Source organism: Agrobacterium sp. 16-172Ci (genome assembly GCF_053522725.1).
On sequence record NZ_JBNWBW010000017.1, the window covers coordinates 93,416 to 118,043 of the forward strand.

26 protein-coding genes and 1 pseudogene are annotated in these 24,628 nt (G+C 60.4%); 10 read left to right on the top strand and 17 right to left on the bottom strand.

Features of this window, described 5'->3' with window-relative positions:
- Positions 1-22 precede the first annotated feature (22 nt).
- The 5 genes from ACQZ40_RS16155 to ACQZ40_RS16175 form a co-directional block, all read right to left on the bottom strand.
- The gene (locus ACQZ40_RS16155; protein ID WP_065655862.1) at positions 23-1,132 is read right to left on the bottom strand and encodes an endonuclease/exonuclease/phosphatase family protein; all 1,110 of its coding nucleotides are present in this window, start codon (positions 1,130-1,132) and stop codon (positions 23-25) included.
- Positions 1,133-1,347: 215 nt separating this feature from the next.
- Positions 1,348-2,376, bottom strand: a complete 1,029-nt coding sequence (locus ACQZ40_RS16160; protein ID WP_448748280.1) for an ABC transporter ATP-binding protein — start codon at positions 2,374-2,376, stop codon at positions 1,348-1,350.
- A complete protein-coding gene (locus tag ACQZ40_RS16165) occupies positions 2,364-4,058 on the bottom strand; it encodes an ABC transporter permease (RefSeq protein ID WP_271046246.1) in 1,695 nt (564 codons plus the stop codon). Before ACQZ40_RS16165 ends, ACQZ40_RS16160 begins: the two co-directional genes overlap by 13 nt.
- Before the next feature lie 9 nt (positions 4,059-4,067).
- Complete coding sequence (locus tag ACQZ40_RS16170; protein WP_448748281.1) at positions 4,068-5,051, bottom strand: ABC transporter substrate-binding protein; 984 nt, start codon at positions 5,049-5,051, stop codon at positions 4,068-4,070.
- Positions 5,052-5,383: 332 nt separating this feature from the next.
- Positions 5,384-6,628, bottom strand: coding sequence for an aminotransferase-like domain-containing protein (locus ACQZ40_RS16175; protein ID WP_003522401.1), 1,245 nt, complete (start codon positions 6,626-6,628; stop codon positions 5,384-5,386).
- Between the two features lie 273 nt (positions 6,629-6,901).
- Between ACQZ40_RS16175 and ACQZ40_RS16180 the strand changes: the two genes are divergently transcribed.
- Together ACQZ40_RS16180 and ACQZ40_RS16185 are read left to right on the top strand one after the other, a co-directional pair.
- A complete protein-coding gene (locus tag ACQZ40_RS16180) occupies positions 6,902-7,354 on the top strand; it encodes an RbsD/FucU family protein (protein WP_003522400.1) in 453 nt (150 codons plus the stop codon).
- Positions 7,355-7,462: 108 nt separating this feature from the next.
- Complete coding sequence (locus ACQZ40_RS16185; protein WP_448748282.1) at positions 7,463-8,494, top strand: endonuclease/exonuclease/phosphatase family protein; 1,032 nt, start codon at positions 7,463-7,465, stop codon at positions 8,492-8,494.
- A gap of 68 nt (positions 8,495-8,562) precedes the next feature.
- Here ACQZ40_RS16185 and ilvC read toward each other — a convergent pair whose 3' ends face one another.
- The 3 genes from ilvC to ACQZ40_RS16200 form a co-directional block, all read right to left on the bottom strand.
- Positions 8,563-9,582: a ketol-acid reductoisomerase gene (ilvC, locus tag ACQZ40_RS16190; RefSeq protein WP_046798127.1), complete on the bottom strand. Its 1,020-nt coding sequence runs from the start codon at positions 9,580-9,582 to the stop codon at positions 8,563-8,565.
- A 49-nt stretch (positions 9,583-9,631) separates the two neighbouring features.
- Entirely contained in the window at positions 9,632-10,285 is a 654-nt protein-coding gene (locus tag ACQZ40_RS16195) for a TetR/AcrR family transcriptional regulator (protein WP_003507581.1), read from the bottom strand.
- A gap of 402 nt (positions 10,286-10,687) precedes the next feature.
- The gene (locus tag ACQZ40_RS16200; protein WP_174044611.1) at positions 10,688-11,596 is read right to left on the bottom strand and encodes an AraC family transcriptional regulator; all 909 of its coding nucleotides are present in this window, start codon (positions 11,594-11,596) and stop codon (positions 10,688-10,690) included.
- A 189-nt stretch (positions 11,597-11,785) separates the two neighbouring features.
- On the opposite strand from ACQZ40_RS16200, the gene ACQZ40_RS16205 reads away from it, so the two are divergent.
- On the top strand, positions 11,786-12,832 hold the full coding sequence (locus ACQZ40_RS16205; RefSeq protein ID WP_065655856.1) for an NAD(P)-dependent alcohol dehydrogenase: 1,047 nt from the start codon (positions 11,786-11,788) through the stop codon (positions 12,830-12,832).
- A 69-nt stretch (positions 12,833-12,901) separates the two neighbouring features.
- Here ACQZ40_RS16205 and ACQZ40_RS16210 read toward each other — a convergent pair whose 3' ends face one another.
- On the bottom strand, positions 12,902-14,167 hold the full coding sequence (locus ACQZ40_RS16210; RefSeq protein ID WP_078051883.1) for an NAD(P)/FAD-dependent oxidoreductase: 1,266 nt from the start codon (positions 14,165-14,167) through the stop codon (positions 12,902-12,904).
- A 72-nt stretch (positions 14,168-14,239) separates the two neighbouring features.
- Entirely contained in the window at positions 14,240-14,995 is a 756-nt protein-coding gene (locus ACQZ40_RS16215) for a pyridoxine 5'-phosphate synthase (RefSeq protein ID WP_174044613.1), read from the bottom strand.
- A 236-nt stretch (positions 14,996-15,231) separates the two neighbouring features.
- Here ACQZ40_RS16215 and ACQZ40_RS16220 point away from each other — a divergent pair, with 236 nt between their 5' ends.
- Complete coding sequence (locus ACQZ40_RS16220; RefSeq protein WP_448748283.1) at positions 15,232-15,930, top strand: MerR family transcriptional regulator; 699 nt, start codon at positions 15,232-15,234, stop codon at positions 15,928-15,930.
- Between the two features lie 6 nt (positions 15,931-15,936).
- Here the strand turns inward: ACQZ40_RS16220 and ACQZ40_RS16225 are convergent, their stop codons facing one another.
- Positions 15,937-17,064 (bottom strand): ATP-dependent DNA helicase, encoded by a 1,128-nt coding sequence (locus ACQZ40_RS16225; protein ID WP_448748284.1) that lies wholly within the window; start codon positions 17,062-17,064, stop codon positions 15,937-15,939.
- A gap of 124 nt (positions 17,065-17,188) precedes the next feature.
- Between ACQZ40_RS16225 and ACQZ40_RS16230 the strand changes: the two genes are divergently transcribed.
- On the top strand, positions 17,189-18,475 hold the full coding sequence (locus ACQZ40_RS16230) for an SDR family oxidoreductase (RefSeq protein ID WP_448748285.1): 1,287 nt from the start codon (positions 17,189-17,191) through the stop codon (positions 18,473-18,475).
- Positions 18,475-18,957, top strand: a complete 483-nt coding sequence (locus ACQZ40_RS16235) for a DUF2269 family protein (protein ID WP_448748286.1) — start codon at positions 18,475-18,477, stop codon at positions 18,955-18,957. The genes ACQZ40_RS16230 and ACQZ40_RS16235 overlap by 1 nt, the downstream gene beginning before the upstream one ends.
- Positions 18,958-18,963: 6 nt before the next feature.
- Here the strand turns inward: ACQZ40_RS16235 and ACQZ40_RS16240 are convergent, their stop codons facing one another.
- Positions 18,964-19,446 (bottom strand): SRPBCC family protein, encoded by a 483-nt coding sequence (locus tag ACQZ40_RS16240; RefSeq protein ID WP_078051882.1) that lies wholly within the window; start codon positions 19,444-19,446, stop codon positions 18,964-18,966.
- Positions 19,443-19,802: an ArsR/SmtB family transcription factor gene (locus tag ACQZ40_RS16245; protein WP_220317177.1), complete on the bottom strand. Its 360-nt coding sequence runs from the start codon at positions 19,800-19,802 to the stop codon at positions 19,443-19,445. The genes ACQZ40_RS16240 and ACQZ40_RS16245 overlap by 4 nt, the downstream gene beginning before the upstream one ends.
- A gap of 141 nt (positions 19,803-19,943) precedes the next feature.
- Between ACQZ40_RS16245 and ACQZ40_RS16250 the strand changes: the two genes are divergently transcribed.
- The 3 genes from ACQZ40_RS16250 to ACQZ40_RS16260 are packed head-to-tail and all read left to right on the top strand — an operon-like array spanning position 19,944 to position 21,650.
- Complete coding sequence (locus tag ACQZ40_RS16250; protein ID WP_078051963.1) at positions 19,944-20,324, top strand: COG4315 family predicted lipoprotein; 381 nt, start codon at positions 19,944-19,946, stop codon at positions 20,322-20,324.
- Positions 20,308-20,865, top strand: coding sequence for an RNA polymerase sigma factor (locus ACQZ40_RS16255; protein ID WP_065655851.1), 558 nt, complete (start codon positions 20,308-20,310; stop codon positions 20,863-20,865). The genes ACQZ40_RS16250 and ACQZ40_RS16255 overlap by 17 nt, the downstream gene beginning before the upstream one ends.
- Complete coding sequence (locus tag ACQZ40_RS16260) at positions 20,862-21,650, top strand: anti-sigma factor family protein (RefSeq protein WP_065655850.1); 789 nt, start codon at positions 20,862-20,864, stop codon at positions 21,648-21,650. The genes ACQZ40_RS16255 and ACQZ40_RS16260 overlap by 4 nt, the downstream gene beginning before the upstream one ends.
- Positions 21,651-21,656: 6 nt before the next feature.
- Here the strand turns inward: ACQZ40_RS16260 and ACQZ40_RS16265 are convergent, their stop codons facing one another.
- Entirely contained in the window at positions 21,657-22,250 is a 594-nt protein-coding gene (locus ACQZ40_RS16265) for a LysE family translocator (RefSeq protein ID WP_078051878.1), read from the bottom strand.
- Between the two features lie 164 nt (positions 22,251-22,414).
- On the opposite strand from ACQZ40_RS16265, the gene ACQZ40_RS16270 reads away from it, so the two are divergent.
- A complete protein-coding gene (locus ACQZ40_RS16270) occupies positions 22,415-23,260 on the top strand; it encodes an aldo/keto reductase (protein WP_078051877.1) in 846 nt (281 codons plus the stop codon).
- 151 nt (positions 23,261-23,411) lie between these two features.
- On the opposite strand, the gene ACQZ40_RS16275 is transcribed toward ACQZ40_RS16270, so the two are convergent.
- The 3 genes and pseudogenes from ACQZ40_RS16275 to ACQZ40_RS16285 all read right to left on the bottom strand — a co-directional run.
- On the bottom strand, positions 23,412-23,942 hold the full coding sequence (locus tag ACQZ40_RS16275) for an SRPBCC family protein (protein ID WP_065655847.1): 531 nt from the start codon (positions 23,940-23,942) through the stop codon (positions 23,412-23,414).
- A complete protein-coding gene (locus ACQZ40_RS16280; protein WP_174039469.1) occupies positions 23,935-24,303 on the bottom strand; it encodes an ArsR/SmtB family transcription factor in 369 nt (122 codons plus the stop codon). Before ACQZ40_RS16280 ends, ACQZ40_RS16275 begins: the two co-directional genes overlap by 8 nt.
- 162 nt (positions 24,304-24,465) lie before the next feature.
- A pseudogene (locus ACQZ40_RS16285) lies at positions 24,466-24,628 on the bottom strand (IS4 family transposase); the annotation flags it as partial.

The following is a 24,628-nucleotide window of genomic DNA, read 5'->3' on the forward strand; positions in this document are numbered from 1 at the left end:
CCGGCGGCGGACTTCGCTTCGACTAGATCAAATCCAGTGTCATGACCACGGGGCAATGATCGGAAGCCTTGGGGCGATCCCAGCCGGTGCGGGGATAACGTTCGACCTCCTGCCCCGGCGGGAATATCGTCCGGAAAGGTTGCCCATTGCGAATGATTTCGGGAACATGCGTGGCGTTCGTCTCCGCCAGACGCGGGGACAGCCAGATATAGTCGAGCTGGCACAGATGCTGCTCCTGCGGCCCGCGTGAATGGTAAAGCGTCCAGCGATCCATGACGTCACGGCGCATCATCGGATTGACCACGAAACCATCGGCCGAGAGGATATCGAGCGCGCTGCGCTCCTCCTCGACGGGCGCGAAGCTGTAACCGCTGCGCCTGTCGCCGGAAATCGCGACACGCTCCTGATAATCGTTCAGATCGCCGCAGATCGCGAAATTCTTGTTGTGGGTATTGCCCACACCCCAGCGGTTTTCAATGATACGGCGCACGGCCATGGCCTCCGCCTCGCGGATCGGCATGGTGGCGATGCGGGCGTCAACCGCATCGCGGGCATTGGTCATGGATTTGAAATGCGTGACGTAAAGCGTCAGCGGCTTGCCGCCGATTCTCAGATCGATTTCCAGGCAATCCCGTTTGAAAATCTTGTCGTCGATCTGGTTTGTGGCGGCAAGCGCGGGATTGAAGAGATCGAGATTGCGATAGGTCAGCGCCGCATGGCTCTTGATGTCGACCACCTCGATCCTGTCGCCGTCCCGCGTCTCCTCGCGCATGACGACGGCGACATCGATGCCTCGGCTGTCATTGCCCTCGACCAGATATTTCTGCAGGTAGCCATTGCCGACCATGCGATAGAGATAGCCATATTCGAAGGCCTGCAGCGCGGCCATGTTGTCCACTTCCTGCAGGCAGAGAATATCGGCATCCGCATCGGCGATGGCGAGTGCCGAAAGCTGGCGCGTGTCGTCGGTTGAAGAGACCATCCGCGCGCTTTCCAGCGCCTGATAGGTCGCCTCGTCGCGAATATCGAAAAGCTGGATCGCCCTGTCGCGCCGCGTCTGGTTGCGAAAGCCGGTGAAATCGAAACGGGTGAGGAGATTTTCGATATTGAAGGTGGCAAGCCGAAGCGACATGAATCAATCCTATTGCTACAGGGAAAGCTTAGCCGGTGTCGCTCCGCCTCGCCAGTAGCCAGGGCCACGTCCTTCACCCGCCCTCATTCCTGTGCTTGTCACAGGAATCCAGTCAGCCCAAGTCATTGGGCTGAAAGGACTCTTTTCACCGCGCAGACGCGCGTCGGCTGGACCCCTGTGACAAGCACAGAGATGAGGGAAGTACACTTCTCACCCTAAAGCCGCCACGCCGCGCGAATGGCCATTGGCAGACGGTCCCCGACTGCAACCGCTTCCCGCGAATAGGCCCTCAGCGCCTGCCCGTCCGGCAGGTCGAGACGCAGGGCATAACGCTCGCCCTCGTAGAGAACCGAGGTGACGGTGCAGGCGATGCCCTCTGCATCCCGCACCACATCCTGTGGCCGCACAAGAATATCCGCGTGCGGCGATTGCCCGCCGCTCTCCATCACTGCCCTAAGCACCGACCAGTCGAGATCGCGCGAAGTCCCTTCGGGCGCCGGCAAGGTCACGATCGCCCCCTGCCCCACGAGCGAGCCGACCAGCCTGCCTTCGGGCCGCGCATAAAGCGCCGCCGGTGGCGCGACCTGCAACAGCTTGCCCTGCGACATCACGGCAACATCGGTTGCCAGCGCCATGGCTTCCGCCTGATCGTGGGTGACATAGATCATCGTCGCGCCGGAGCGGATGTGGAACTCGCGGAATGTCTCCTCCATCTCCTGCCGCAGATGCCGGTCGAGATTGGCGAGCGGCTCGTCGAGCAGCACCACGTCAGGCTCGGTAACGAGGCAGCGGGCAAGCGCCACACGCTGCCGCTGGCCACCGGACAATTCGGCGGGGCGGCGATCGGCGAAGCTCTCGAGACGGACGGCAGCAAGCGCCTGGCGCACCTTCTCACGATATTTCTCGCCGGAAATACCGCGCACCTTCAAGGGATAACCGGCATTGTCGGCAACCGACATATGCGGCCACAAGGCATAGGACTGGAACACCATCGCCATGTTGCGCCGCTCCGGCGGCACCATGCTGCCGGCATCGGCCAGCACCCGCTCGCCGAGCAGGATGGAACCGTCGGTCGGCTGTTCGAAACCGGCGATCATGCGAAGCACCGTCGTCTTGCCGCAGCCGGAAGGCCCGAGCAGCGCGAGAAAACCGCCGTCACGCACCGTCAGCGACACATCGTCCACGGCTGGTTTCGAACCGGCACCGAAACTTTTCGACAGGCGGTTGAGGATCAGTTTCGCCAAGGGACCACTCCTTTCGGCAGATAGCGCCCCAGAATTTCCAGCAGAGCCATGAGGAAAATCACCATGATGACGACAAGCACCGAAAGTGCCGAGGCAAGATCGAAGCTGCCGCTGTCATCGAGGTTGTAGATGAGCACGCCGAGCGTCTGGGTGCCGGCCGACCACAGCAGCGCCGAGACTGTCAGCTCGTTGCAGGCGATCAGGAAAACGAGGATGACCGATGCCCCCGCCGCAGGCCCGACCAGCGGCAGGATGATATCCTTCAGCCGCCGCCAGAAACCGGCGCCGGAGAGCCTTGCTGCCTCTTCCAGCGACGGATCGAATTGCAGGAAGGCGCTGACCATGGGTTTCAGGCTGACGGCGAAGAAGGAGGAGAAATAGGCGAGCAGAATGATCCAGATCGTGCCGTAAAGCGTGATGCCGACAAGCGGGATGGGGGCCGCGAAAAGCAGCACGAAGGAGACGGAAATCACCACCCCCGGCAACGCATAGGGAATATCCACCAGCGCCGAAAGCAGGAACATGAAACGGCTCTTGCCGCGCACCAGAAAATAGGCCGTCAGCACCGTCACCGCCAGCAAGCAAAGCGAGGTGGCGGTCGCCAGAAACAACGAGTTGCGGAAGGCGGTACGCGTCACGCTCTGGCGGTAAAGCAATTCCTCATAGGCATGCAGCGTCGCTGTCTTGAGGCTGAGCGGCACGCCATAGGCAGGCGCAAGCGAGCTTGCCACCAGTGCCGTCAGCGGCGCCACCAGCATGAAGAACAGCACGAGCCACAGGGCAAGCTCCGCCGGCACCCGCCACAGCCCAAGCCGGAATGTCGCCGCCTTGCCGGAAAGACCGATGATGCGATAGTCCCTGCCCTTCATCGCCCGTTCCTGAAGCGCAAGCCCGGCGACGGAGATGATTGCGATCATGGTGGAGAGGATGGCAATATCGCCGAATGTGCTGGTGCCGAAACTGGCAAAACGGCTGTAGATCAGCGTCGGCAGGGTAAAGATCGAGGCGGGGATGCCGAGGATCGCCGGAATGCCGAAATTGCCGACACTGGAGACGAAGGAAATTGCCGCCCCGGCGATCAATCCCGGTGTCGACAGCGGCAGGATGATATCGAACAGCACCCGTCGCGGCGACGCGCCGGACAGCTTGGCGGCCTCGATGCCGTCCTGCGGCAAGGCGAGCAGACCGGCCCGCAGCGACAGATAGACGAGCGGCGCGTGCTGCACACCGAGCAGCAGCGCGATGCCCGCAATGGAATAAAGCGGCTGCGGCGATCCCATTGGCGGCGCAAGGCCGATAGCCTTCAACAGCGTGCTCGAGGGACCGGTCATGCCGATCCACGACAGCGCCGTCACCTGCGGCGGTATCATCATCGGCAGCATGAACAGGAAGCTTAGGATCGACTTGCCGCGAATATCGCAAAGCGTCAGCGAAAGCGCGAAGGCACCGCCGATGCCGAGCGAAATCAGCATGCCGAAAAACGAGGTGGAGAGCGTGTTCAGCGCCGCATCCCAAAGGGCCGGATCGGCGAGAAGTCGCCATATGTCACCGTTAAGTGACGAGATGACGCCGGTATAGGCGAGCCGCCCGAGCGGCAGGGCGCTGAGCGCAAAAACAACGCTGACCACAAAAGGAAACAGCCAGCGCGGCTGGCTGCTTCCATAGGCATTGGAACGGGTCATTCCGCTATATCAGCCCTTGGAGCCGAAAATATCGGAGAAAGTCTTCAGGTCCTGCTCGGAATTCTTCAGCGCATCGGCAGCGTTGAGCGGCAGAACCTTGATCTTGTCGCGAGCCGGGAAACCTTCCGGCATGCCGGCATCAGCACGAACCGGGATGTAACCGAGCTTGACGAAGCCCTGCTGGCCCTTTTCGGACAGCACGTAATCGACGAACTTCTTGGCGGCTTCCTCGTGCTTGGTGCCCTTGATGATCGCGACCGGCTCGGTGACGGCCGAAACACCCTCTTCCGGGAAAACGAACTCGACCGGCGCGCCCTTGGCCTTTTCGCGGATCGGCATGTAATCGACGACCACGCCATAGGCCTTTTCGCCCGACGCGACAGACTTCAGAACCGCACCGTTGCCGCCGCCGGCAATGGCTTCATTGGCCTTCAGCTGCTTGTAATAATCCCAGCCGAGGCCGTTTGCGGCGGCAAGCGTCTGCGCATGGATCAACGCTGCACCGGACGTCAGCGGGCTTGGCATGGTCACCAGACCCTTGGCTTCCGCCTTGGCCAGATCCTTCCAGCTCGTCGGCTTCATCGCGGCGGTAGTGTTGTACATGATGCCTGTCGTGATGAGCTTGGTGGAGTAATAGAAGCCGTCCGCATCATAGAGCGAGGCATCGATATTTTTCGCTTCCGGCGACTTGTGGGCGAGAAGCTGGCCAGCCTGCTTCATGCGCTCCAGCGTCACGGTGTCGGCGATCAGCAGCACGTCGGCAACCGGATTGCCGGCATTGATCTCGGCCATCAGCTTGGCCATGATCTTCGGCGTTCCGTCACGCACCCATTCCACCTCGAGACCGGGATTGGCGGCCTTGAAACCATCAACGGTCGCCTGCGCGTCCTCGTTGGGCTGGCTGGTGTAAAGCACCAGATCGGCAGCATTGGCAGCGGTGGCGATAAAGCCGAGCGACACGATGGCGGTGAAAGCGGAGAACAGCGTTTTCATGGGTCCAGTCCCTGTTGTTTGGTGGGACCGCTAAAACATGATTGCATAACATGTATGTGACAGGCAGGATTTTTGGGGTGTGATCTGTTGGGGTCAGCGGGATTGAGGGGAACAGTGCCCCTTGGCGCTTGCGGCTCACCCCCCTCTGCCCTGCCGGGCATCTCCCCCTCACGGGGGGAGATCGGCAAGAGGCGCTGACAGCACTTCATTTTCAACTGTTGCGATAGGCGATACCTTAGCCGCGAGTCGATCTCCCCCCTTGAGGGGGAGATGTCCGGCAGGACAGAGGGGGGTGAAGCCACAACCTCCGTCGCTGCCGAGAACCGCCGCCCTCAAATCGCCGGCAGCGCCTCACCCGTTTCCGCCTGCGCCGTCGCGATCAACCGGCCAAGCCGCTTCATGCCTTCCTCGATCATCGCCTCATTGGCGCAGGAGAAGCTGATGCGCAGCGTATTCGTGCCGGAGCCATCCGCGAAGAAAGCGCGGCCGGGAACGAAAGCGACCTTTTCCGTGGCGATGGATTTCGCCAGCAACGCCGCACCGTCCATGCCTTCCGGCAACGTCACCCAGATGAACATGCCACCTTCCGGCTTCGTCCAGCGCGTGCCCTTCGGCATATATTTGTCGAGCGCGGCCAGCATCGCATCGCGGCGGGCGCTATAGGCTGCCTTGATCTTGGCAACCTGTTTGTCGAAACCGCGCGAGGCGACACGTTCGATGGCGATCTGGTTGATGGTGGAGGAATGCAGATCGGCGGCCTGCTTCATCAGCACCAGCTTGCGGATGACCGGCGCGGAAGCGACGATGTAACCGACGCGAAGGCCCGGTGCGAGCGTCTTCGAAAAGCTGCCGCAATAGATGGTGCGGGTGTTCTCGATGCCGCCCGAGCGGGCGATGTCGAGCGCCATGATCGGCGGAACAGCCTCGCCATCGTAACGCAGCGACTGGTAAGCGGCGTCTTCGATGACGGCGATATCCAGCTCATCGGCCAGCGCCAGAACCTTTTCGCGGCCGGCCAGATCGACGGTTTCACCAGTCGGGTTGGAGAAATCGGCCGAGAGATAAGCGAACTTCACCGCGCCGCCGAGCTTGGCGGCGGTTTCGCGGTAAGCCTCGGGCGTGCGGTTGCCGCCGGGGTTCAGCTGGTCGTAGTTCGGCTCATAGGCGTTGAAGGCGGAAAGCGCGCCGAGATAGGTCGGCCAGGTGACCAGCGCCGTATCCTTCGGCGACAGGAACAACTTGCCGAGATAATCGAGACCCTGCTGCGAACCGGAAACGATAAAGACGTTATCGGCGGTGCAGTCGATGCCGATTTCGGCCATTTCGCCCGCCAGCCATTCGCGCAGCGGCTTGTAACCTTCGCTCACCGAATATTGCAGCGCCGAGTTTACCTGCGAACCCGAAAAAATTTCCGCATAAGCCTGCTGGAACTCCTCTGCGGGGAAAAGAGCCGGGTCCGGAATACCGCCGGCAAAGGAGATGATATCGGGCTGCTCGAGCAGCTTCAGCAACTCACGGATTTCAGACGCTTTCATGCGCGAAGAGCGCGTGGCGAAAATTTGTTCCCAATTGAGCATGGGTACGTTTCCTCTTGTGTCGTTTTTATGCGTGCATCTTTACAGAAATGTCGATACGTCAGCAATACTGACTTATCAGTTTTTCGAATTATTTCTGCCTCCCTGCACCTTGCCCGCAACCGACCTGCCTTAAGGCCTGATTTTGCGGACAAAGCCAAATACACCCTTGCGCAAAGCTTCACAATCACACCTTTGCGATTGACGCGGCATGGTTTTCCGGCTGGATTGCGCGCGCGCCGCAACACGGCGAAAGCATCATGGGAGTTTGACGACATGCTGAAAAATATCGACCCGGCGCTGAATGCCGATGTCCTGCACGCGCTGCGCGCCATGGGTCACGGCGATACGCTGGTGATCTCCGACACCAACTTCCCCTCCGATTCGGTTGCCCGCCACACGACCGTCGGCAAGGTGCTGCATATCGACAACGTCTCCGCAGCCCGCGCCATGAAGGCGATCCTGTCCGTCCTGCCGCTCGACACGCCGCTGCAGCCTTCCGTCGGCCGCATGGAGGTGATGGGCGCGCCGGATCAGCTGGAGCCGGTACAGGTGGAAGTGCAGAAGGAAATCGACGCGGCGGAGGGAAAATCCGCTCCCATGTATGGCATCGAGCGCTTCGCCTTCTACGAACAGGCAAAAAAAGCCTATTGCGTCATCACCACGGGCGAAACCCGGTTTTATGGCTGCTTCCTTCTGACGAAGGGTGTCATCCCGCCGGCGAAGTAAGGCCAAAAACGGGAAAATTGCGCCGGCCGCCCACCTTCATGACAATTTCAAGTTGTTATGGCAAAAACTTCCACTAGGCTTGAAAAACCAACCGGAGGTGTGCGGATCATGACCCAATATGTCCTGGCGTTCTGGAATGTCGAAAACCTGTTTGCGCCGGAGGGTTATCCGGCGCGCGAGCCGTGGATTGCCGAGCGGCTGAAGAACGACCTGAAAGGCTGGACCGAGAACCTGTTCAAAACCAAGGTCAAACAGCTCGGTCTGATCATAAGCCAGATCGGCGGCGCGGGACCGGATCTGCTCGGTGTCTGCGAAGTCGAGAACCGTTTCGTTCTGGAGACGCTGGCGGAACATCTGAACGACCTCATGCCCGCGCGCTCCTACCGGGTCGTGCATGCCGATTCCAGCAAGGATCAGCGCGGCATCGATACCGCCTTCATCTATGACAGCAAAAAGCTGCTGATCAACGAGAACGAGATTTTCAGCCATTTCGTGATGCGCCGCACCGGCACGCGCGACATTACCCAATGCACCTTCATCACCAAGGGCGGCCGCCAGCTTATCGCGCTCTCCAATCACTGGCCGTCGCGCTCTGGCGGCGCGGTGGAAAGCGCCGGTTTTCGCATGACCGCCGGTGAGACGCTAGGCTATTGGCATCAGCGCATCAGGGAAGAAAAAGGAAACGACATCGCTGTCATCGCCTTCGGCGACTTCAATGACGATCCTTCCGATGCCTCGCTGCGCTACCACGCCAATTCCACCCGCGAGCGGGACGATGTCGAAAACTCGCAATCGGCCATGTTCTACAATCTCACCTGGAATTACCTGCGCCAGCCGGCGGTCGATTCCGTCGGCACGGCAAGAACCATCTATGGCACGCTCTATTTCAACGGCGATGCCAATATCTTCGATCAGATCCTCGTTTCCAGATCGCTTCTGACCGGTAGCAGCGGCTTCAAGGCGCGCGAAGAGACGGCAAAAATCGAAGCCATTGCCGCCATGGTCAGCCACAGCAAGAATGAGGGGCCCATCCGCTTCGGCCTGTCGAAGGGCGATGCGGTCAAAAACGTCAATCTCGGTGGGTTCTCCGATCACTTCCCTGTTTCGGTGGTTATCGAGGAAGACGATACCATCGTGTGAGCACGGACCACGCAAAAAAGGCCGGAGCTTTCGCCCCGGCCTTCATATCTTCCACCAAACAATAAAGCTTAGTTGACGGCCTTGTCGACCAGCTTGTTCTTGCCGATCCAGGGCATCATGCCGCGCAGCTTGGCGCCGACTTCTTCGATCTGGTGGGCGTCGTTGTTGCGACGAATGCCCTTGAAGCGTGCGCCGCCGGCCTTCCATTCCTGCATCCACTCGGAGGTGAACTTGCCAGTCTGGATGTCGTGCAGAACGCGCTTCATTTCAGCCTTGGTGTCGGCGGTGATGATGCGAGGGCCGGTGACGTATTCGCCCCACTCGGCCGTGTTGGAGATCGAGTAGTTCATGTTGGCGATGCCGCCTTCATAGATCAGGTCGACGATCAGCTTCACTTCGTGCAGGCACTCGAAATAGGCCATTTCCGGTGCGTAACCGGCTTCGACCAGCGTTTCGAAACCGGCGCGGATCAGTTCAACGAGACCGCCGCACAGAACGACCTGTTCGCCGAAGAGGTCGGTTTCGCACTCTTCCTTGAAGTTGGTTTCGATGATGCCCGAACGGCCGCCGCCAACGCCGCAGGCGTAGGAAAGAGCGAGTTCAAGCGCATTGCCCGAAGCGTTCTGGTGAACGGCAACGAGGCAGGGAACGCCGCCGCCCTTCTGGTATTCGCCGCGAACCGTGTGGCCGGGGCCCTTCGGCGCGATCATGACGACGTCGAGCGATGCCTTCGGCTCGATGAGGCCGAAGTGAACGTTGAGGCCGTGTGCGAAAGCGATTGCTGCGCCATCACGGATGTTGCCGGCGATGTCGGCCTTGTAGATGTCGGCCTGGAGTTCGTCCGGCGTCGCCATCATCAGGAGGTCGCCCCACTTGGCGGCTTCGGCAACGGTCATGACCTTGAAGCCGTCGGCTTCGGCCTTCTTGACGGTCGGCGAACCGGCCTTCAGGGCGATGACGACGTTCTTGGCGCCGGAATCCTTGAGGTTCAGCGCATGGGCGCGGCCCTGGGAGCCGTAACCGACGATGACGACATTCTTGGACTTGATGAGATTGAGATCGGCATCACGATCATAATAAACGCGCATTTTATGGTCCTTCCCTAATGCTTGTCTCTCAGTTGTCTGAACCGGAATGTCAGGCGGGTTTGCCGCTGAGTTCCGAATGTACCTTTTCCGTGCCGTAGAGGGTCAGAAAGGCGACGACCGCCTTCTTCGCCCGGGCGGAAAAATCCTTGTCCGGCGCCTCGCCCAGCAGCATGCGCACATGCAGATCCGAAACGATGAGGCCGTAAAAACTGCGATATGCCTCCTCGGCATCATCGAAACGCAGATAGCCGGAACGGCGACCCGCCTCGATCAGCCCACGGGCGCGGCGGTCGATCTGGCGACGGCCGCGTTCCAGCAGCAGATCGCCGAGCTTCGAGCCGTCGCGGCTCGCCTGCCCTATCGCCAGACGGTTGAGCGCCAGCGACACATCGCCCGCCAGCACATCCAGCAGATCATGCGCGAAAACCTCGAGGTGATCGGCAAGCTGCGGTGCGGAGACGCGGTCACCTGCCTTTTCGAAGGTGCGGACCTTGCTCTGCTGAAAGGTGATCATCGCCGCCAGCAGGCCGTCCCGGTCGCCGAACCACTTGTACAGGCTTTCCTTGGAACAGTTGGCGGCACGCGCCAGCCCCGATGTGGTCAGCGCTTTCTCGCCGCCCTCGACCAATAGACGCAATGCCTGGTCCAGAACGGCGTTCTGGCGCGGCGAAAACTCCTGCGCTGTGATCGGGTCGGAAGCCAAGTCTTTTCCACTCCAGGGGCTCGATTAATGTACCGTACGGTACGGTTCGAGCGCCATTTAAGCGGAGGCTGCGTTGGGGTCAAGCGGATTCTTCAGGGGAGGATGAGAATTGACGCGGTGCGGCGGAGTATCACGGCAAGCTTGAGGTGAACCTCTAGGAGGTTTTGCGTTGGTAGCGGACCGAAGGTGCGTGGAGCCTTACCCCCCTCTGTCCTGCCGGACATCTCCCCCTCAAGGGGGGAGATCGGCAAGTGTCCCTTTTGTCGCTTCATTCTTAAGCTTCGAGATGGGCGAGACCTTGCCGCAGATCGATCTCCCCCCTTGAGGGGGAGATGCCCGGCAGGGCAGAGGGGGGTAACGCCGCGCTCCGTAGGCAATGGAAAACCTTCCCAAAGAACCAATCTACCCAGCCGCACTGATCTCCCGCGATGCATCGATATCCCGCGACGGCGATAACCCGTAGAAACGGCTATATTCACGGCTGAACTGCGACGGGCTCTGATAACCGACGCGATGGCCGGCGGTGCCCGCATCCAGCCGCTCCAGCAGCATCAGCCGCCGCGCCTCATGCAGCCGCAGTTGTTTCTGGTACTGAACCGGCGTCATGGCCGTGATCGTCTTGAAATGATGGTGGAAGGACGAGACGCTCATGCCGATATGATCGGCCAGATCCTCGATACGCAGCTGGCGTGCGAAATTCTCGCGCAGCCAGGCGATGGCGCGGGCGATGCGGTTGCCATGGCTGCCGGCCGCGATGATGTTCATAAGCTGCCCGCCCGCCGGTCCTGTCAGAATGCGATAGAGGATTTCCTGCTCGATCAGGGGCGCCATGGCGGCAATGTCTGCCGGACGGTCGAGCAGGCGCAACAGGCGGATAGCCGCATCAAGAAGTTCCGGCGTGGCGGTATTGACGACGATGCCGCGCTGCGCATTCGCCGGCTCCGCAGGCGGATCGATAGGTACACGCCGCATGAGATCGAGCAGCTTTTCGCTGTCGATAGCAAGCGAAATGCAGAAATGCGGCACCTCCCTGCTCGCCTCCACCACCCGCCATGCAACCGGCAGATCAAGTGACGTCAGGAGATAATCCCCCGCCCCATAATTGATGGTGTCCGTCCCCAGTTGCACGCATTTCGCGCCCTGGATAACCATCGCGAGACAGGGGCGATAGCTGCCGTGGCATGGGGCGCTCGGCGTCGTGCGCCGGCTGATGCCGAGGGAGCCGATTGCCGTCTGCACCTCGCCGTCCTGGGTAGCATGCCGCGCGGCAATAGAGGCGATCTCCTGATAGACATTGAACGGCAAGGACATAGGGGAAATCCCTTAACTGAAGGAAGAGATGCGTCGGATGCCTTTTATCTAGAAGGCCGCGCGGCCCGCGCAAAGAGTGCGCCACCATATTTTTGCAGGATCGTGCAAAAAGCTCGGAGGATCGCTCTAACGCCGTCCCGCGCTTCCATCGCATATTCCGTCGTCCCCAACTCCCGAAAGGATATTCAGATGGCTATTGCTAGAGGTTACGCTGCGACAGATGCGTCGAAGCCGCTTACCCCGTTCACCTTCGAACGCCGCGAGCCGAACGATGACGACGTCGTCATCGATATCAAATATGCCGGCATCTGCCATTCCGACATTCATACCGTCCGCAACGAATGGAAGAACGCCGTCTACCCGATCGTTCCCGGCCATGAAATCGCCGGCGTCGTGAAAGCCGTCGGCTCCAAGGTCACGAAGTTCAAGGTCGGAGACCATGTCGGCGTCGGCTGCTTCGTCGATTCCTGCGTCGGCTGCGCCACCCGCGATCTCGACAATGAACAGTACATGCCGGGTCTCGTGCAGACCTATAACTCCGTCGAACGCGACGGCAAGACCGCCACGCAGGGCGGATATTCCGACCATATCGTCGTGCGGGAAGATTACGTCCTCTCCATTCCGGAAAACCTGCCGCTCGACGCCTCCGCTCCCCTGCTCTGCGCTGGTATCACGCTTTATTCGCCGCTTCAGCACTGGAATGCCGGCCCGGGCAAGAAGGTGGCTATCGTCGGCATGGGCGGTCTTGGCCATATGGGCGTGAAGATCGGTTCAGCCATGGGCGCGGATATCACCGTGCTTTCGCAGACACTCTCCAAGAAGGAAGACGGCCTTAAGCTTGGCGCGAAGGAATATTATGCCACCAGCGATGCCTCGACCTTCGAAAAGCTCGCCGGCACCTTCGACCTGATCCTCTGCACCGTTTCGGCGGAAATCGACTGGAATGCCTATCTCGGCCTGCTGAAGGTCAACGGCACCATGGTGCTTCTCGGTGTGCCTGAACATGCGATCCCCGTGCACGCCTTCTCGGTCATCCCCGGCCGCCGTTCTCTGGCTGGCTCTATGATCGGCTCTATCAAGGAAACCCAGGAGATGCTGGATTTCTGCGGCAAGCACGACATCGTGTCCGAAATCGAAAAGATCGACATCAAGGACGTCAACGAGGCTTATGAGCGCGTGCTGAAGAGCGACGTACGTTACCGCTTCGTCATCGACATGGCGTCGCTCGACGCTTGATGCGTCCGGAAACGGCGAAACAGGGAACGGCGGGAAGCCATGCTTTCCGCCGTTTCTTTGTCGCTTGCCTCACGCCTCGTCCTTCAGCGTCTCTTTCTGGGTAATCAGCCGCGCGCTGTGCTGGCCGCTCAGGTAAATCCAAAGCCAGCTCCACGCCACGGCCAGCCGCGAACGCGTTCCGATCAGGAAGTAGATATGGGCAAGCCCCCATATCCACCACGCCAGCACGCCCTTGAGCTTGAACCTGCCGAAATCGATCACCGCCGCGCGTTTGCCGATGGTCGCCAGATTGCCTTGATGGCTGTAGCGGAACGGCGATGGTGACGGCTGGCCGGCCAGCCGCGCCTTGATGACCTTCGCGACATAGGCGCCCTGCTGCTTTGCCGCGGGTGCGATGCCCGGCACCGGCTTGCCGTTTTCCTGATTGACGGCGGCCGTATCGCCGATGACGAAGATATTCGGATCGTCTTCCAGATTGAGATGAGGTCCGACGATGGCCCGTCCTGCCCGGTCGGCGGCGGCGTTGAGCCATTTCGCGGCGGGCGACGCCTGCACGCCGGCAGCCCAGACCACGGTGCGGCAGGGGTAATAGGTCTCGCCCACCGTCACGCCCTCATCGCTGCACGCCGTCACCGGCGTGCCGAGCAGAACTTCGACGCCAAGTTTTTCGAGCGCTTCCTTCGCATAGGCCGAAAGATCCTCCGTGAAGACCGGCAGAACGCGAGGGCCGGCCTCGACGAGCAGCACCCGGGTTTTTCTGGTATCCACATTGCGGAATTCCGCCGGCAGCGCCTTATGGGCCAGCTCGGCGATCATGCCTGCCATTTCCACGCCCGTCGGGCCTGCGCCGATGATGACGAAGGTCAGCAGCGCCCGCCGTTCTTCTTCACTGGTGGCGAGTTCGGCGCGCTCGAAAGCCAGAAGCAGGCGGCGACGGATTGTCGTTGCATCTTCAAGCGTCTTGAGACCGGGGGCGGAACGTTCCCACTCGTCGCGGCCGAAATAGGCGTGGCGGGCGCCGGTTGCCAGCACCAGCGTATCGAAACCGATCACCTGACCCGAACTTAAATGCACCGTCCGCGCCGCCCGGTCTATGCCATTCACCTCCGCAAGCAGGGTCGTGACCTCCTTGCGGTCGCGGTAGAGATGTCGGATCGGCCAGGCGATTTCGGATGTCGCCAGAGCCGTCGTCGCAACCTGATAAAGCAATGGCTGGAACAGGTGGTGATTGCGACGATCGATCAGTGTGATGCGGACAGGGGCCCCCTCCAGCCCATGTACCAGTTGCAAACCACCGAAGCCTCCACCCACGACGACAACATGATGTTCTTGCATATGTCTTCTGCCTTCAAAAGCTCGCGCACGGAGCATGCGCAGCCAAAGCATAGGCGAAAAAATTGACTTTGGTTATGAAATAGCCTGACCGCAGGCGTGACAAAAACGCCTGACTGTTTCAGCCATGCCATATTCCAGCGCATCCGCCGTCAGCCCGTGGCCGATGGAAACCTCGGCCAGATAAGGGATACGTTTCATCAGCTTGGGCAGGTTTGCGACGGTGAGGTCATGGCCGGCATTGACGGCAAGTCCAAGCGCTCTGGCATGATCCGCCGTCCGCCCGAGCTTTTCGAGAAGCGCGTCGCCCTTTTGCGGATCGTCAAAACAGCCGCCATAGGGGCCGGTGTAAAGTTCGATACGCGCCGCCCCCGTTTCCGCCGCCAGTTCCACCGGCTCGCGCTCCCCATCGCCATCGGCAAAAAGCGAGACTCGCATGCCGCCAGCCGTCAGGCGTCCCACCACGTCTTTCAGGAAAACGCCGTGTTTGCGGAAATCCCAGCCATGGTCGGACGTCGCCTGCGACGGATCGTCAGGTACCAGCGTCACCTGCTCCGGTTGGGTCTTTTCGCAAAGAACGAGGAAATCCTCGGTCGGATAACCTTCGATGTTGAATTCCGCGCCGGGAAAACTGTCGTCGATCAGCGCGCGCAGGACGGGCAGGTCCGAAAAGCGGATATGGCGCTGATCCGGCCGCGGGTGTACAGTCAGCCCGCTTGCCCCCGCCGCCAGTGCAATATGCCCGAAATGCGCGACATCCGGCCATGGAAGATCGCGGCGGTTGCGTAACATGGCAATTGCGTTCAGATTGACAGAAAGTTTTGCGGGCATGGCATCGGGGCTCCGGTTCGGAATTGACATCCTGTTTCACGCAGGTTGAGGCCAATCGCAAGAAGGCCGGCGAATTTTTTATTATTGCGGGAACGAAAACAGGCAATACACGTTACGGTTCTGATGTAGCGTTTGGTATGAGGTCTTGATCGGAAAATATGTCCGTCTTGGGGGAACAAGCAACGGACACCTTTAAAAAGGCAGGCACACTGTCAAAGAGCGCGAAGGGGGAGACAATGCAGGATGGCCGTATGCCGTTCGAAAGTCACGGCGACGAGGACAAACCCAATCTAAGGATCAGCAGCTTTCTACCCGATATAAGCCTGCCCTCCTCCCTGCCCGCGGAACCCGTGCCCATCGCCGACATGGCCAATATCTTCGGGGTGACCCACCGGACGCTGCATTTTTACGAAGAAAAGGCGCTGCTGACCTCGAAGCGCATCGGCCAGATGCGGGTCTATACCCACCGCAACGTCCAGCGCATGGCCGTCATCAACGTCTGCCGCGAAGTGGGCATTTCCGTCGCCGCCATTACCGAGATCATGGAAAAATTCGTCCGTTCGCTCTCGCAGAGCGAGGCGGACGATATATTCCACGCCGCGCTGCGGCAGCGGAAGCGGGAATTGACAGCCGAGCTTTCCACCCTTCAGCGCCAGGCCCAGCAGATCGAGGAACTGCTGGTCGCCGACACGAATGCGGACGGCACGGATGGCGCGGAACGGCCCCCCGCAAAGGACATCGCCCTCACCGACACAGAACGAAAATGTCTGGAACTGATGGCGGAGGGTTACGCGCCGGTGAGGCTCGCCCGCGCCCTTGGTCTTTCAGGCAGCGATCTCAATGTCCTCGAGGCGAAGATCATCGGCAAGTTCAGTGCCAGCAACCGCTTTCAGGCGGTCGCCAAGGCGGTTCTGCTCGGCGTCATCCGTGCATAGTCACGATCAACGAACGATTGTCAGCGTCTCCGCCGCACGGGTAATGGCGGTGTAAAGCCACCTCTCGCGCGAGTCCCGGAAAGCATAGCTCTCGTCGAAGAGAACCACGTTGTTCCACTGCGAACCCTGCGCCTTGTGCACGGTCAGCGCATATCCGAAATCGAATTCGTCATAACGCTTGCGCGTGGACCACGGAATTTCCGTCTCCACATCCTCGAAAGCCGCCTTCAGCAATTTGATCTTGGCAGCACCACGATCCATATCGTCGTCTTCGGGCCGGATCATCAGGTTGATGCCGGGCTTCACCGTCTCGCGCGATGAACTCATCACCTGCCAGAGCGAGCCGTTGAGCAGCCCCTTGGCCGGGTCATTCCGGAGGCAAACCAGCTTGTCGCCGGATTGCGGGTAATCGGCGGTAAAACCCTTCAGCTCGCGAAGCCGCTGATTGTAACGGCGGCGGGTGCGGTTGGTGCCGACCAGCATCTGATCGGCATCGAGAACCAGCGACTGCGTCACCTCGGATTTGGAAATCACCTGCGCGGTCCCGTAATCGCCGCGCATGATCTCCCGGCCCTCCCGCACATCCATGGCGAGATGGATGATGGGATTGTCCTTGGCCTGCCGATGGATTTCCGACAGCAGATAATCCGGCTCCTGCTCGGTAAAGAAGCCGCCGCCCGAAACCGGCGGCAACTGGCCGGGATCGCCAAGCACGAGGATCGGCGTGCCGAAGCTCATCAGGTCCCTGCCGAGCTGCTCATCCACCATCGAACATTCATCGATGATAATGAGCGCCGCCTTGGCGAGCGGGCTCTGGCGGTTAATGGAGAACATCGGCGCAATCGACGTTTTGCCGGTTTCCTCGTCTTCCACCGTTTCTTCGCCGCGCGGGCGATAGATCAGCGAATGGATGGTGCGGGCATTGGTCGCCCCGCGCGAGCGCAGCACCTGCGCCGCCTTGCCGGTGAAGGCCGCAAACAGCACCTCCCCATCGACATTTTCCGCGAAATGCTTGGCAAGCGTCGTCTTGCCCGTTCCGGCATAACCGAACAGCCGGAAAACCGGCGTCCGGCCTTCCTTCAGCCAGCGGGAAACAGCCTTCAGCGCTTCGTCCTGTTGCGGTGAAAATAACATGCGCCCTCATCGCAGGATTCGAGCGTGGTGCGCAACAGAAAAAGAACGAAAGATGAATCGTCGTGTGAGAATGCGGCAATAAAACACGGCTGGTTTTTAAGCCGTGGTCGCTATCATCCCTCGTATGAAGATATTGATTCTCGGCGCAACAGGTTTCATCGGTTCGGAGGTTCTCAAAAGCCTGCACCTCCGCGGGCATACCGTGACGGGGCTGGCGCGTTCTGTCACCCGCGCCCGCGACAAATGGCCTTTCGCCAACTGGGTCTCAGCCGATCTTTCCAGGATGACGCACGCGACAGACTGGTCATCGCTCGTCCATGACAATGACGCCATTGTCAATTGTGCGGGCGCGCTGCAAGACGGCCTGTCGGATGACCTTGCCGCGACGCAGGAGAAAGCGATGCTGGCGCTCTATGAAGCAGCGGCGCAGGCGGGCGGCAGACGGATAATCCAGATATCGGCCCGCACGGCGGGGGCCGCATCCGGCCTGCCCTTCCTCGCCACCAAACGCCGCGCCGATGAGGCACTCGCCGCAAGCGGTCTGCCTCACGTCATTCTGCGCCCCGCGCTGGTGGTTGGGCGAAACGCGCACGGCGGCACGGCACTCGTGCGTGCGCTTGCAGGCTTTCCCTTCGTGGTGCCGCTCGTCAATGGACGAATCGCCGTCCGGACGGTCGCGGTGGAGGATGTGGCAACCGTGGTATGCGCGGCGATCGACGGCGAAATCCCGCCGGACAGCGATCTAGAACTAGCCGCGAAGGAAACGCTGACATTGCAGGACGTGGTCGCCAGACACCGGCAATGGCTGGGCCTGCCCCGTGCTCCGATCATAAATCTTCCCGCCGCCTTCATGCGCCCCGTCGGCCTTGTGGCGGATGCCGCAGGCAAACTCGGCTGGCGGTCGCCGCTGCGTTCGACCGCCATGACGGTCATGTCGGAAGGCATCGTAACGGAGAGTGAAGCTGGACCGGCGATGGCGTCACTCAAGACCCTGGAACAGACGCTGGCCGCCCACCCTTCCGGTGTGCAGGACCTGTGGTTTGCCAGATTATATCTGCTGAAACCCCTGATCGTTCTCTGCCTGTCTTTATTCTGGCTGCTGTCCGGCCTCATACCGCTGCTGAATATCCCCGGAGCAGCGGCGCATTTCCTGCCCTTTATGCCGCAAACGCCGGCTGTCATTCTCACGCTCGCCACCTGCCTCATCGATATAGGCCTCGGCATCGCCGTCCTGCTGCGGCCGCTCGCCAGAAAGGCGCTTGTCGCCATGCTGCTGGTCAGCGCCGCTTATCTGGCCGGCGGCAGCCTGCTCGAACCGACCCTTTGGCTCGATCCACTCGGTCCTCTGGTCAAGGTTCTGCCTTCCATCGCCCTGACGCTCGTTGCCCTCGCCACCCTGGATGAACGCTGATGACGCTTGAGGAACTGCTGCGGCTTGCCCATGTCATCGGCGCGACGGTGCTGTTCGGCACTGGCGCCGGCATTGCCTTTTTCATGGTGATGGCACGGCGGACGGCCAGCCCGGCGCTGATCGCTCATGTCGCAGGCACTGTCGTCATCGCCGACACGGTATTTACCGCCACCGCCGCGATAATCCAGCCTGTCACCGGATATCTTCTCGCGCGCATCATCGGCTGGCCGCTGACCGAAGGCTGGATCGCGCTTTCGCTCGCCCTTTATGTCTTCACCGGCATTTTCTGGCTGCCGGTGGTGTGGATACAGATCAGGCTGCGCGATATCGCCCGCGACTGCGCCGCCACCGGACAGGCCCTGCCCGCGCAATGGTTCCGGCTTTACCGCATCTGGTTCGCCTGCGGTTTTCCCGCCTTTTTCGCAGTTCTCGGCATCATCTGGCTCATGCTCAACAAGCCGGATATTCCCCTGTTCGGCTGAAGCGGCTCAATTGACCGCCTGTCGCTCGACAAGCTGCGCCAGCTGCTCCGCAACCGTATTCCATCCGTCGAAGAAGCCCATCTCCGCGTGCCTGTCGCGATCCTCTGGGTTGTTGTGCATGGCATAGGCCACATATTCCATGCCGTCGGGGTGATCGCGAAATGTCATCACGGCGGTGAGGAACGGCTGGGCGGAGGGGCGAAAACCCGCCGTCAGCGCATCGGTGAAAACCAGACGCTGCTCATGATCCACCGCCAGAAAACATCCTTTGACATGCGGACCGAAAGCCGTGCCGTCCTCGCTATAGCGCGTTTCGAAGGCGCCGCCGGGATGAAGCTCCATGCGGTCGACCCGGCATTGGCCGGGATGCGGCACCCACCATTGTTCGAGGCTGGCCTTGTCCGTCCAGGCATTCCAGACGAGCCGGCGCGGCGCCCTGATAATGCGAGAAATCTTCAGGTCGAGATCGGGATTGAAAGTCTCGGTCATTGGTCATTCTCCCCTTTGCTGGACATCCTGTCCTGTTGCGCCATGACGAATTGTTCGAGCCTGTCGGTGCGACCTTCCCAGATGGCGCGTTGTTGCGACAACCAGCCATCGAGCATGGAGAACCTTTGTTTCTCCAGCGAGCAGAACCTGACACGCCCCTGCTTGCGCGTCACGATCAGCCCCGCCTCTTCCAGCTGGCGGATATGTTTCATGAAGGATGGCAGGGCCATGTCGAAGGGCTCGGCCAGCGTTCCGATGCTCGCCTCCCCGCCGCCCAGCCGCAGGATCACCGCCCGGCGGGTCGGATCGGCAAGAGACTGGAAGATATCGTCGAGCGCGCCTGAATAGTTTTCCATAAGGCTAACTATCACATCGAAATTGTTAGCTCAATGGATAAGTTTAAAAATCGCAAAAATTCGTTGCCGCAGGGAATAATCCGTCGGGTTGCGGTGTCTCTTGATGTGCTGGCGGCAGAGGCCGCCCGAACCAAGGAGGATATGTCCATGAAGATCCGCTTTATCGTTCCCGCCCTCGTTCTGGCTTTTGCCGGAACGGCCTATGCCGCCCCTATGGTCGAAACCGTCAAGACCGCTAAGGGCGATGTGCTGGCGGGCGAAAAAGGCATGACGCTCTACACTTTCAAGAACGACAAGAAGGGCGTATCCAATTGTTATGACAAATGCGCGGTGAACTGGCCGCCGTTTTTTGCAGCCGCCAGCGACAAGGCCGAGGGCGCCTATTCCCTCGTGAAGCGCAAGGACGGCAAGATGCAATGGGCGAAGGATGGCATGCCGCTTTATTATTGGGTCAAGGACACGAAAAAAGGCGACGCCACCGGCGACGGTATGAACGGTGTATGGGATGCCGCAAAACCCTGATGGCATGACGGATGAAAAGCGGGGGAACCATTCCCCCGCAGCCGGCAGCTTCGAAACGGAGATGCTGGCGCTGATGCCCATGCTGCGCCGTTATTCCCGCAGCCTTTCCCGTTCAGATGCCGATGGCGAGGACCTCTTGCAGGACTGCGTGGAAAAGGCGCTGGCCAATAAAAGGCAATGGCGCGGAACGGGTTTGAAATCATGGGCTTACACGATAATGACGAATCTTTATCGTAACCGCCACCGCGCCGAGAAACGCCACCCGTCCGAGAGCCTGGACGGCCATGAGAGTATCGCCGGCGCGGAGACGCTCTCCGACACGCTGGAGAACGACCGGCTGCACGGCGCACTCGCCCTTCTTTCGCCGGACATGCGCGCCGTGCTGATGCTGGTGACGGTGGAAGGCTACAGCTATCAGGAAGCGGCCGAGACATTGGCGATCCCGCTCGGCACCGTCATGTCCAGACTGTCCCGCGCCCGCGAAACCCTTCGCCAGCATCTGGCGGCGGATAATATCATTCCCCTGCGGAGACCAAGATGAAACGGCTAGAGGCCATAACCGAAGACGATCTGCACGCCTATGTCGACGGACTTCTTTCCGACGATGACCGCGCGGCTGTCGAGGCCTGGCTGGCGGAAAGGCCGGAAGAGCAGGCCCGTGTGGAGGAGTGGAGAAAACAGGCCGATATTCTGCGCAATGCCTTCGCCTCCTATGCCGCCGCGCATCCGCATGACGCATCGATGCTCACCCCGCAAAAGAGGGACCGCGCATGGCGGGCAAAACCGGTTCTCCTGCAAACAGCGGCCGCCCTTTTGATATTCGTCGCGGGTGCTGCGGCGGGCAGGCTTCTGCCGCCGTCTTTTTCCACGCCGCAGGACGTGACCCTGGCGTCGCTGACCACGGATATTCCGGCGCAGGCGAAATCCGCCTATCTCATCTATGCTAGCGAGGTGCGCCATCCCGTCGAAGTCGGCGCGGGAGAACAGCAGCATCTCGCCACATGGCTCGGCAAGCGGCTCGGTTACCCCTTCACCATCCCCGATCTCTCAAAGATCGGATACGACCTCGTCGGCGGGCGTCTTATCCCCGTCAGCGGTAAACCGGGCGCGATGCTGATGTATCAGGACAAGACAGGCCGTCGGGTGACGGTGCTGATCGGCCACAACGAGGAAAACCGCACCACCAGCTTCCGCATGGCCAGCGCCGACGGCATCGAGACCTTCTACTGGATCGACAATGAACTGGGTTACGCCGTGTCCGCCGAGCTGACGCGCGACGAGGTGCAGGCAATCGCCGAGGAATGTTACCGGCAGTTCCCGACTTGAAGACCTTTATTTCAGCATCGGCCAGAGGCTGATGACGAGAAGCACGGCCATGGTGATATTGAACCATTTGAGCCGGACCGGCACCGCCAGCCATTCACGCAATGCCGAGCCGAAACCGGCCCATGTGGAAACGCTGGGAAGATTGACCGCGGCGAAGGCCACGCCGACGAGAAGCACGGTGAGGAAATATTGCCGCTCATCCGTATAGGTCGCCATCGCCGTCACCGCCATCACCCACGCCTTGGGATTGACCCACTGAAAAGCGGCCGCGGCAAGGAAACTCATCGGCTCCGATGTTGCCGAACCCTCACTCAGGCTGCGGGAGGTGCCGATCTTCCACGCAATCCAGACGAGATAGAGCCCGCCTGCGAATTTCAGCCCGGTGTAAAGCACGGGCACCGCATGCAGCAACGCGCCGAGACCGAAGCCGACCCCGATCAGCAGCGACAGGAAGCCCGCCCCGATGCCCAGCATATGCGGGATGGTGCGGCGGAAACCGAAATTCACGCCCGAGGCAAAAAGCATCATATTGTTCGGGCCGGGCGTGATGGATGTGGTGAAGGCAAACAGCACCAGCGCAACAAGGGTTTCGACAGTCATGATTTCTCCTTGAGCCGAAATCCTATCCGTCGGACCAACATCAGGCCACCCCGCCGCATCGATGGCCGAGGTCAATTTTTTTGATGGATCGATCCTCTCCATGCCGGCTTTGAGAAGTCGGAACAAAGTTCTATTGTCCGATCATCAACCGCTGGAGCGAACCCATGTATGACGATATTCCTTCCGTCACCCTGCCCTCCGGAAAAGAGGTTCCGGCCCTTGGCCTCGGTACCTGGAACATGGGGGAGACGAGATCATCCGCGCCGCAGGAGGTCGAAAGCATCCGCAAGGCGATCGATCTCGGCATGACGCTGATCGACACGGCGGAAATGTATGCGGATGGCAGATCGGAAGAGGTGGTCGGCGCGGCCATCGCCGGCCGTCGACAGGACGTGTTTCTGGTCAGCAAGGTCTACCCCTGGAACGCCAGCGAAAGAGGCACGACGGAGGCCTGCGAGCGCAGCCTTGCAAGGCTCGGCACCGACCATATCGACCTCTATCTGCTGCACTGGCGCGGTGAGCACCCGCTTGCAGAAACCGTGGCGGCTTTCGAAAGGCTGAAGAGCGACGGCAAGATCGGCGACTGGGGCGTCTCCAATTTCGACACCGACGACATGGAGGAGCTTTTCGCGGTTCCAGGCGGCAAGAACTGCGCGGCCAATCAGGTGCTCTACAATCTGTCCCGGCGTGGGCCGGAGTTTTCGCTGCTGCCCTGGTGCCAGGAGCGCGGCGTGCCGCTGATGGCCTATTCCCCCATCGAGCAGGGCCGCATCTTGAAGAACCACGAACTCATCCGCATCGCCAAGGCCTATCAGGCGACACCGGCGCAACTGGCGCTCGCCTTTCTTCTGGAGAGGGACGGCGTCATCGCCATCCCGAAATCCGCCAGCGTTTCCCGTGTCGAGGAAAATCGCGGCGCGACCGATCTTGAGATAACCGAGGAAGACTGGGCGGCGCTGGATGCCGTCTTCCCGCCGCCAACGCGCAAGACCTCGCTGGAAATGCTTTGATATAACAGTGGTTTAAGACACTGTCCGGAATCTCTCTAACAGGCAGTTGAATCGGAATGTGAGCAAAGCAATTGTGCCAGCGCCGCGGCAGGTGGCACTTGAAAAACGGCGCGGAAAACCGCGCCGTTGTGTCCAGAAAAGCACCGCCCCGTTACGGTATGCGCCGCTCATATTCTTCTTTCAGTCCCAGCCATGTATCCCAGAACGGCTTCGGCTCCTTCTCCTGAAGACGGGCGGCGAGAATGTCGAGATGCACATGCCAGCCAGCGCTGACGTCAAGCCTCGTCCTCCTGTCGGCCAGCCGGCGATGAACCAGCGTCAGCAGCACATCCTTGCCAAGAGCCTGAAGCTCGATCGACACCTCGCCACCTTCGCCCCAACTGAAGACGAGACGGTGCGGTGGGACCACGGTAATGATGCGGGAAGCCATACGGTCTTCTTCGGAAAAGCCTTCCGGGCGCCGGCCCGGCGGATCGGAAAGCTCATCGTTGCGCCAGACCAGTTCGAACGGCGCATCGGGCGCAAGCCGCATTTCGCCGGAAGCCAGCCAGCGACGGCGAAGCTCGCTTTGTGTGAGATAGGCCCATACCCGCTCGATCGGCCCCGGCAGCAGCCGTTCGATCTTAAGGGTCGTCGGTTCGACAAGACGGCCATAGGCGTCAGGCATTGCAATATCAGCCATTGTCATTTCCTCCATCTGCAGGGATTTTTCCCTGATCATCCTCCCTGAGCATCTGCTCAAGAATATCGAGGCGGCTGCCCCAGAACTGTCTGTAGAAATCGAGCCATTCATGCGCCTCTGCCAACGGTTCCGGTGCAAGGCGGCAGACATGAATGCGCCCCCTCACCTCCCGGCGGATAAGCCCCGCATTTTCCAGCGCCTTGATATGTTTAGAGGCGGCGGCGAGCGATATGTCGAACGGCCGGGCCAACTGGCTCACCGTTCGCTCACCAAGGGAAAGATCGCGCAGCATCGTGCGCCGCGTGGCGTCGCCGAGGGCATGAAAGACAGCGTCGAGATGTGAAGCGGATAATTCAACCATGTTGTTGAATATAGACTGTCGACCCGGAAAGTCAACCATATGGTTGAATATCGATTCAAGCGACGGCTAAAAAAAAACCGCGGCAAAGCCGCGGTCGAGGATGATGACAAAGCAGAACCCCTAATCGACGTCATCCTCGGGACAGGCCCACTACTGTCCGGTTTAAATTTGTGGCCATTGGAAGGCCATCTGGTTTTGGTTTGTGGGTTTGTCTGGTGGCGGGTTTAGAAGCCGATCGGTGCGTCGCCGGTGCATGAGGTTTGCGCGTACCAGCCGGGCGAAGGCGAGTGGGCTTGGCACGGTCTTCTGGTCAGCCTGCGCCAAT

Coding starts and splice junctions, on each gene's coding strand:
- ACQZ40_RS16155 (WP_065655862.1), bottom strand. CDS start 1,132: ATGTCGCTTCGGCTTGCCACCTTCAATATCGAAAATCTCCTCACCCGT.
- ACQZ40_RS16165 (WP_271046246.1), bottom strand. CDS start 4,058: ATGACCCGTTCCAATGCCTATGGAAGCAGCCAGCCGCGCTGGCTGTTT.
- ACQZ40_RS16170 (WP_448748281.1), bottom strand. CDS start 5,051: ATGAAAACGCTGTTCTCCGCTTTCACCGCCATCGTGTCGCTCGGCTTT.
- ACQZ40_RS16175 (WP_003522401.1), bottom strand. CDS start 6,628: ATGCTCAATTGGGAACAAATTTTCGCCACGCGCTCTTCGCGCATGAAA.
- ACQZ40_RS16180 (WP_003522400.1), top strand. CDS start 6,902: ATGCTGAAAAATATCGACCCGGCGCTGAATGCCGATGTCCTGCACGCG.
- ACQZ40_RS16185 (WP_448748282.1), top strand. CDS start 7,463: ATGACCCAATATGTCCTGGCGTTCTGGAATGTCGAAAACCTGTTTGCG.
- ilvC (WP_046798127.1), bottom strand. CDS start 9,582: ATGCGCGTTTATTATGATCGTGATGCCGATCTCAATCTCATCAAGTCC.
- ACQZ40_RS16200 (WP_174044611.1), bottom strand. CDS start 11,596: ATGTCCTTGCCGTTCAATGTCTATCAGGAGATCGCCTCTATTGCCGCG.
- ACQZ40_RS16205 (WP_065655856.1), top strand. CDS start 11,786: ATGGCTATTGCTAGAGGTTACGCTGCGACAGATGCGTCGAAGCCGCTT.
- ACQZ40_RS16210 (WP_078051883.1), bottom strand. CDS start 14,167: ATGCAAGAACATCATGTTGTCGTCGTGGGTGGAGGCTTCGGTGGTTTG.
- ACQZ40_RS16215 (WP_174044613.1), bottom strand. CDS start 14,995: ATGCCCGCAAAACTTTCTGTCAATCTGAACGCAATTGCCATGTTACGC.
- ACQZ40_RS16220 (WP_448748283.1), top strand. CDS start 15,232: ATGCAGGATGGCCGTATGCCGTTCGAAAGTCACGGCGACGAGGACAAA.
- ACQZ40_RS16225 (WP_448748284.1), bottom strand. CDS start 17,064: ATGTTATTTTCACCGCAACAGGACGAAGCGCTGAAGGCTGTTTCCCGC.
- ACQZ40_RS16230 (WP_448748285.1), top strand. CDS start 17,189: ATGAAGATATTGATTCTCGGCGCAACAGGTTTCATCGGTTCGGAGGTT.
- ACQZ40_RS16235 (WP_448748286.1), top strand. CDS start 18,475: ATGACGCTTGAGGAACTGCTGCGGCTTGCCCATGTCATCGGCGCGACG.
- ACQZ40_RS16240 (WP_078051882.1), bottom strand. CDS start 19,446: ATGACCGAGACTTTCAATCCCGATCTCGACCTGAAGATTTCTCGCATT.
- ACQZ40_RS16245 (WP_220317177.1), bottom strand. CDS start 19,802: ATGGAAAACTATTCAGGCGCGCTCGACGATATCTTCCAGTCTCTTGCC.
- ACQZ40_RS16250 (WP_078051963.1), top strand. CDS start 19,944: ATGTCCATGAAGATCCGCTTTATCGTTCCCGCCCTCGTTCTGGCTTTT.
- ACQZ40_RS16255 (WP_065655851.1), top strand. CDS start 20,308: ATGCCGCAAAACCCTGATGGCATGACGGATGAAAAGCGGGGGAACCAT.
- ACQZ40_RS16260 (WP_065655850.1), top strand. CDS start 20,862: ATGAAACGGCTAGAGGCCATAACCGAAGACGATCTGCACGCCTATGTC.
- ACQZ40_RS16265 (WP_078051878.1), bottom strand. CDS start 22,250: ATGACTGTCGAAACCCTTGTTGCGCTGGTGCTGTTTGCCTTCACCACA.
- ACQZ40_RS16270 (WP_078051877.1), top strand. CDS start 22,415: ATGTATGACGATATTCCTTCCGTCACCCTGCCCTCCGGAAAAGAGGTT.
- ACQZ40_RS16275 (WP_065655847.1), bottom strand. CDS start 23,942: ATGGCTGATATTGCAATGCCTGACGCCTATGGCCGTCTTGTCGAACCG.
- ACQZ40_RS16280 (WP_174039469.1), bottom strand. CDS start 24,303: ATGGTTGAATTATCCGCTTCACATCTCGACGCTGTCTTTCATGCCCTC.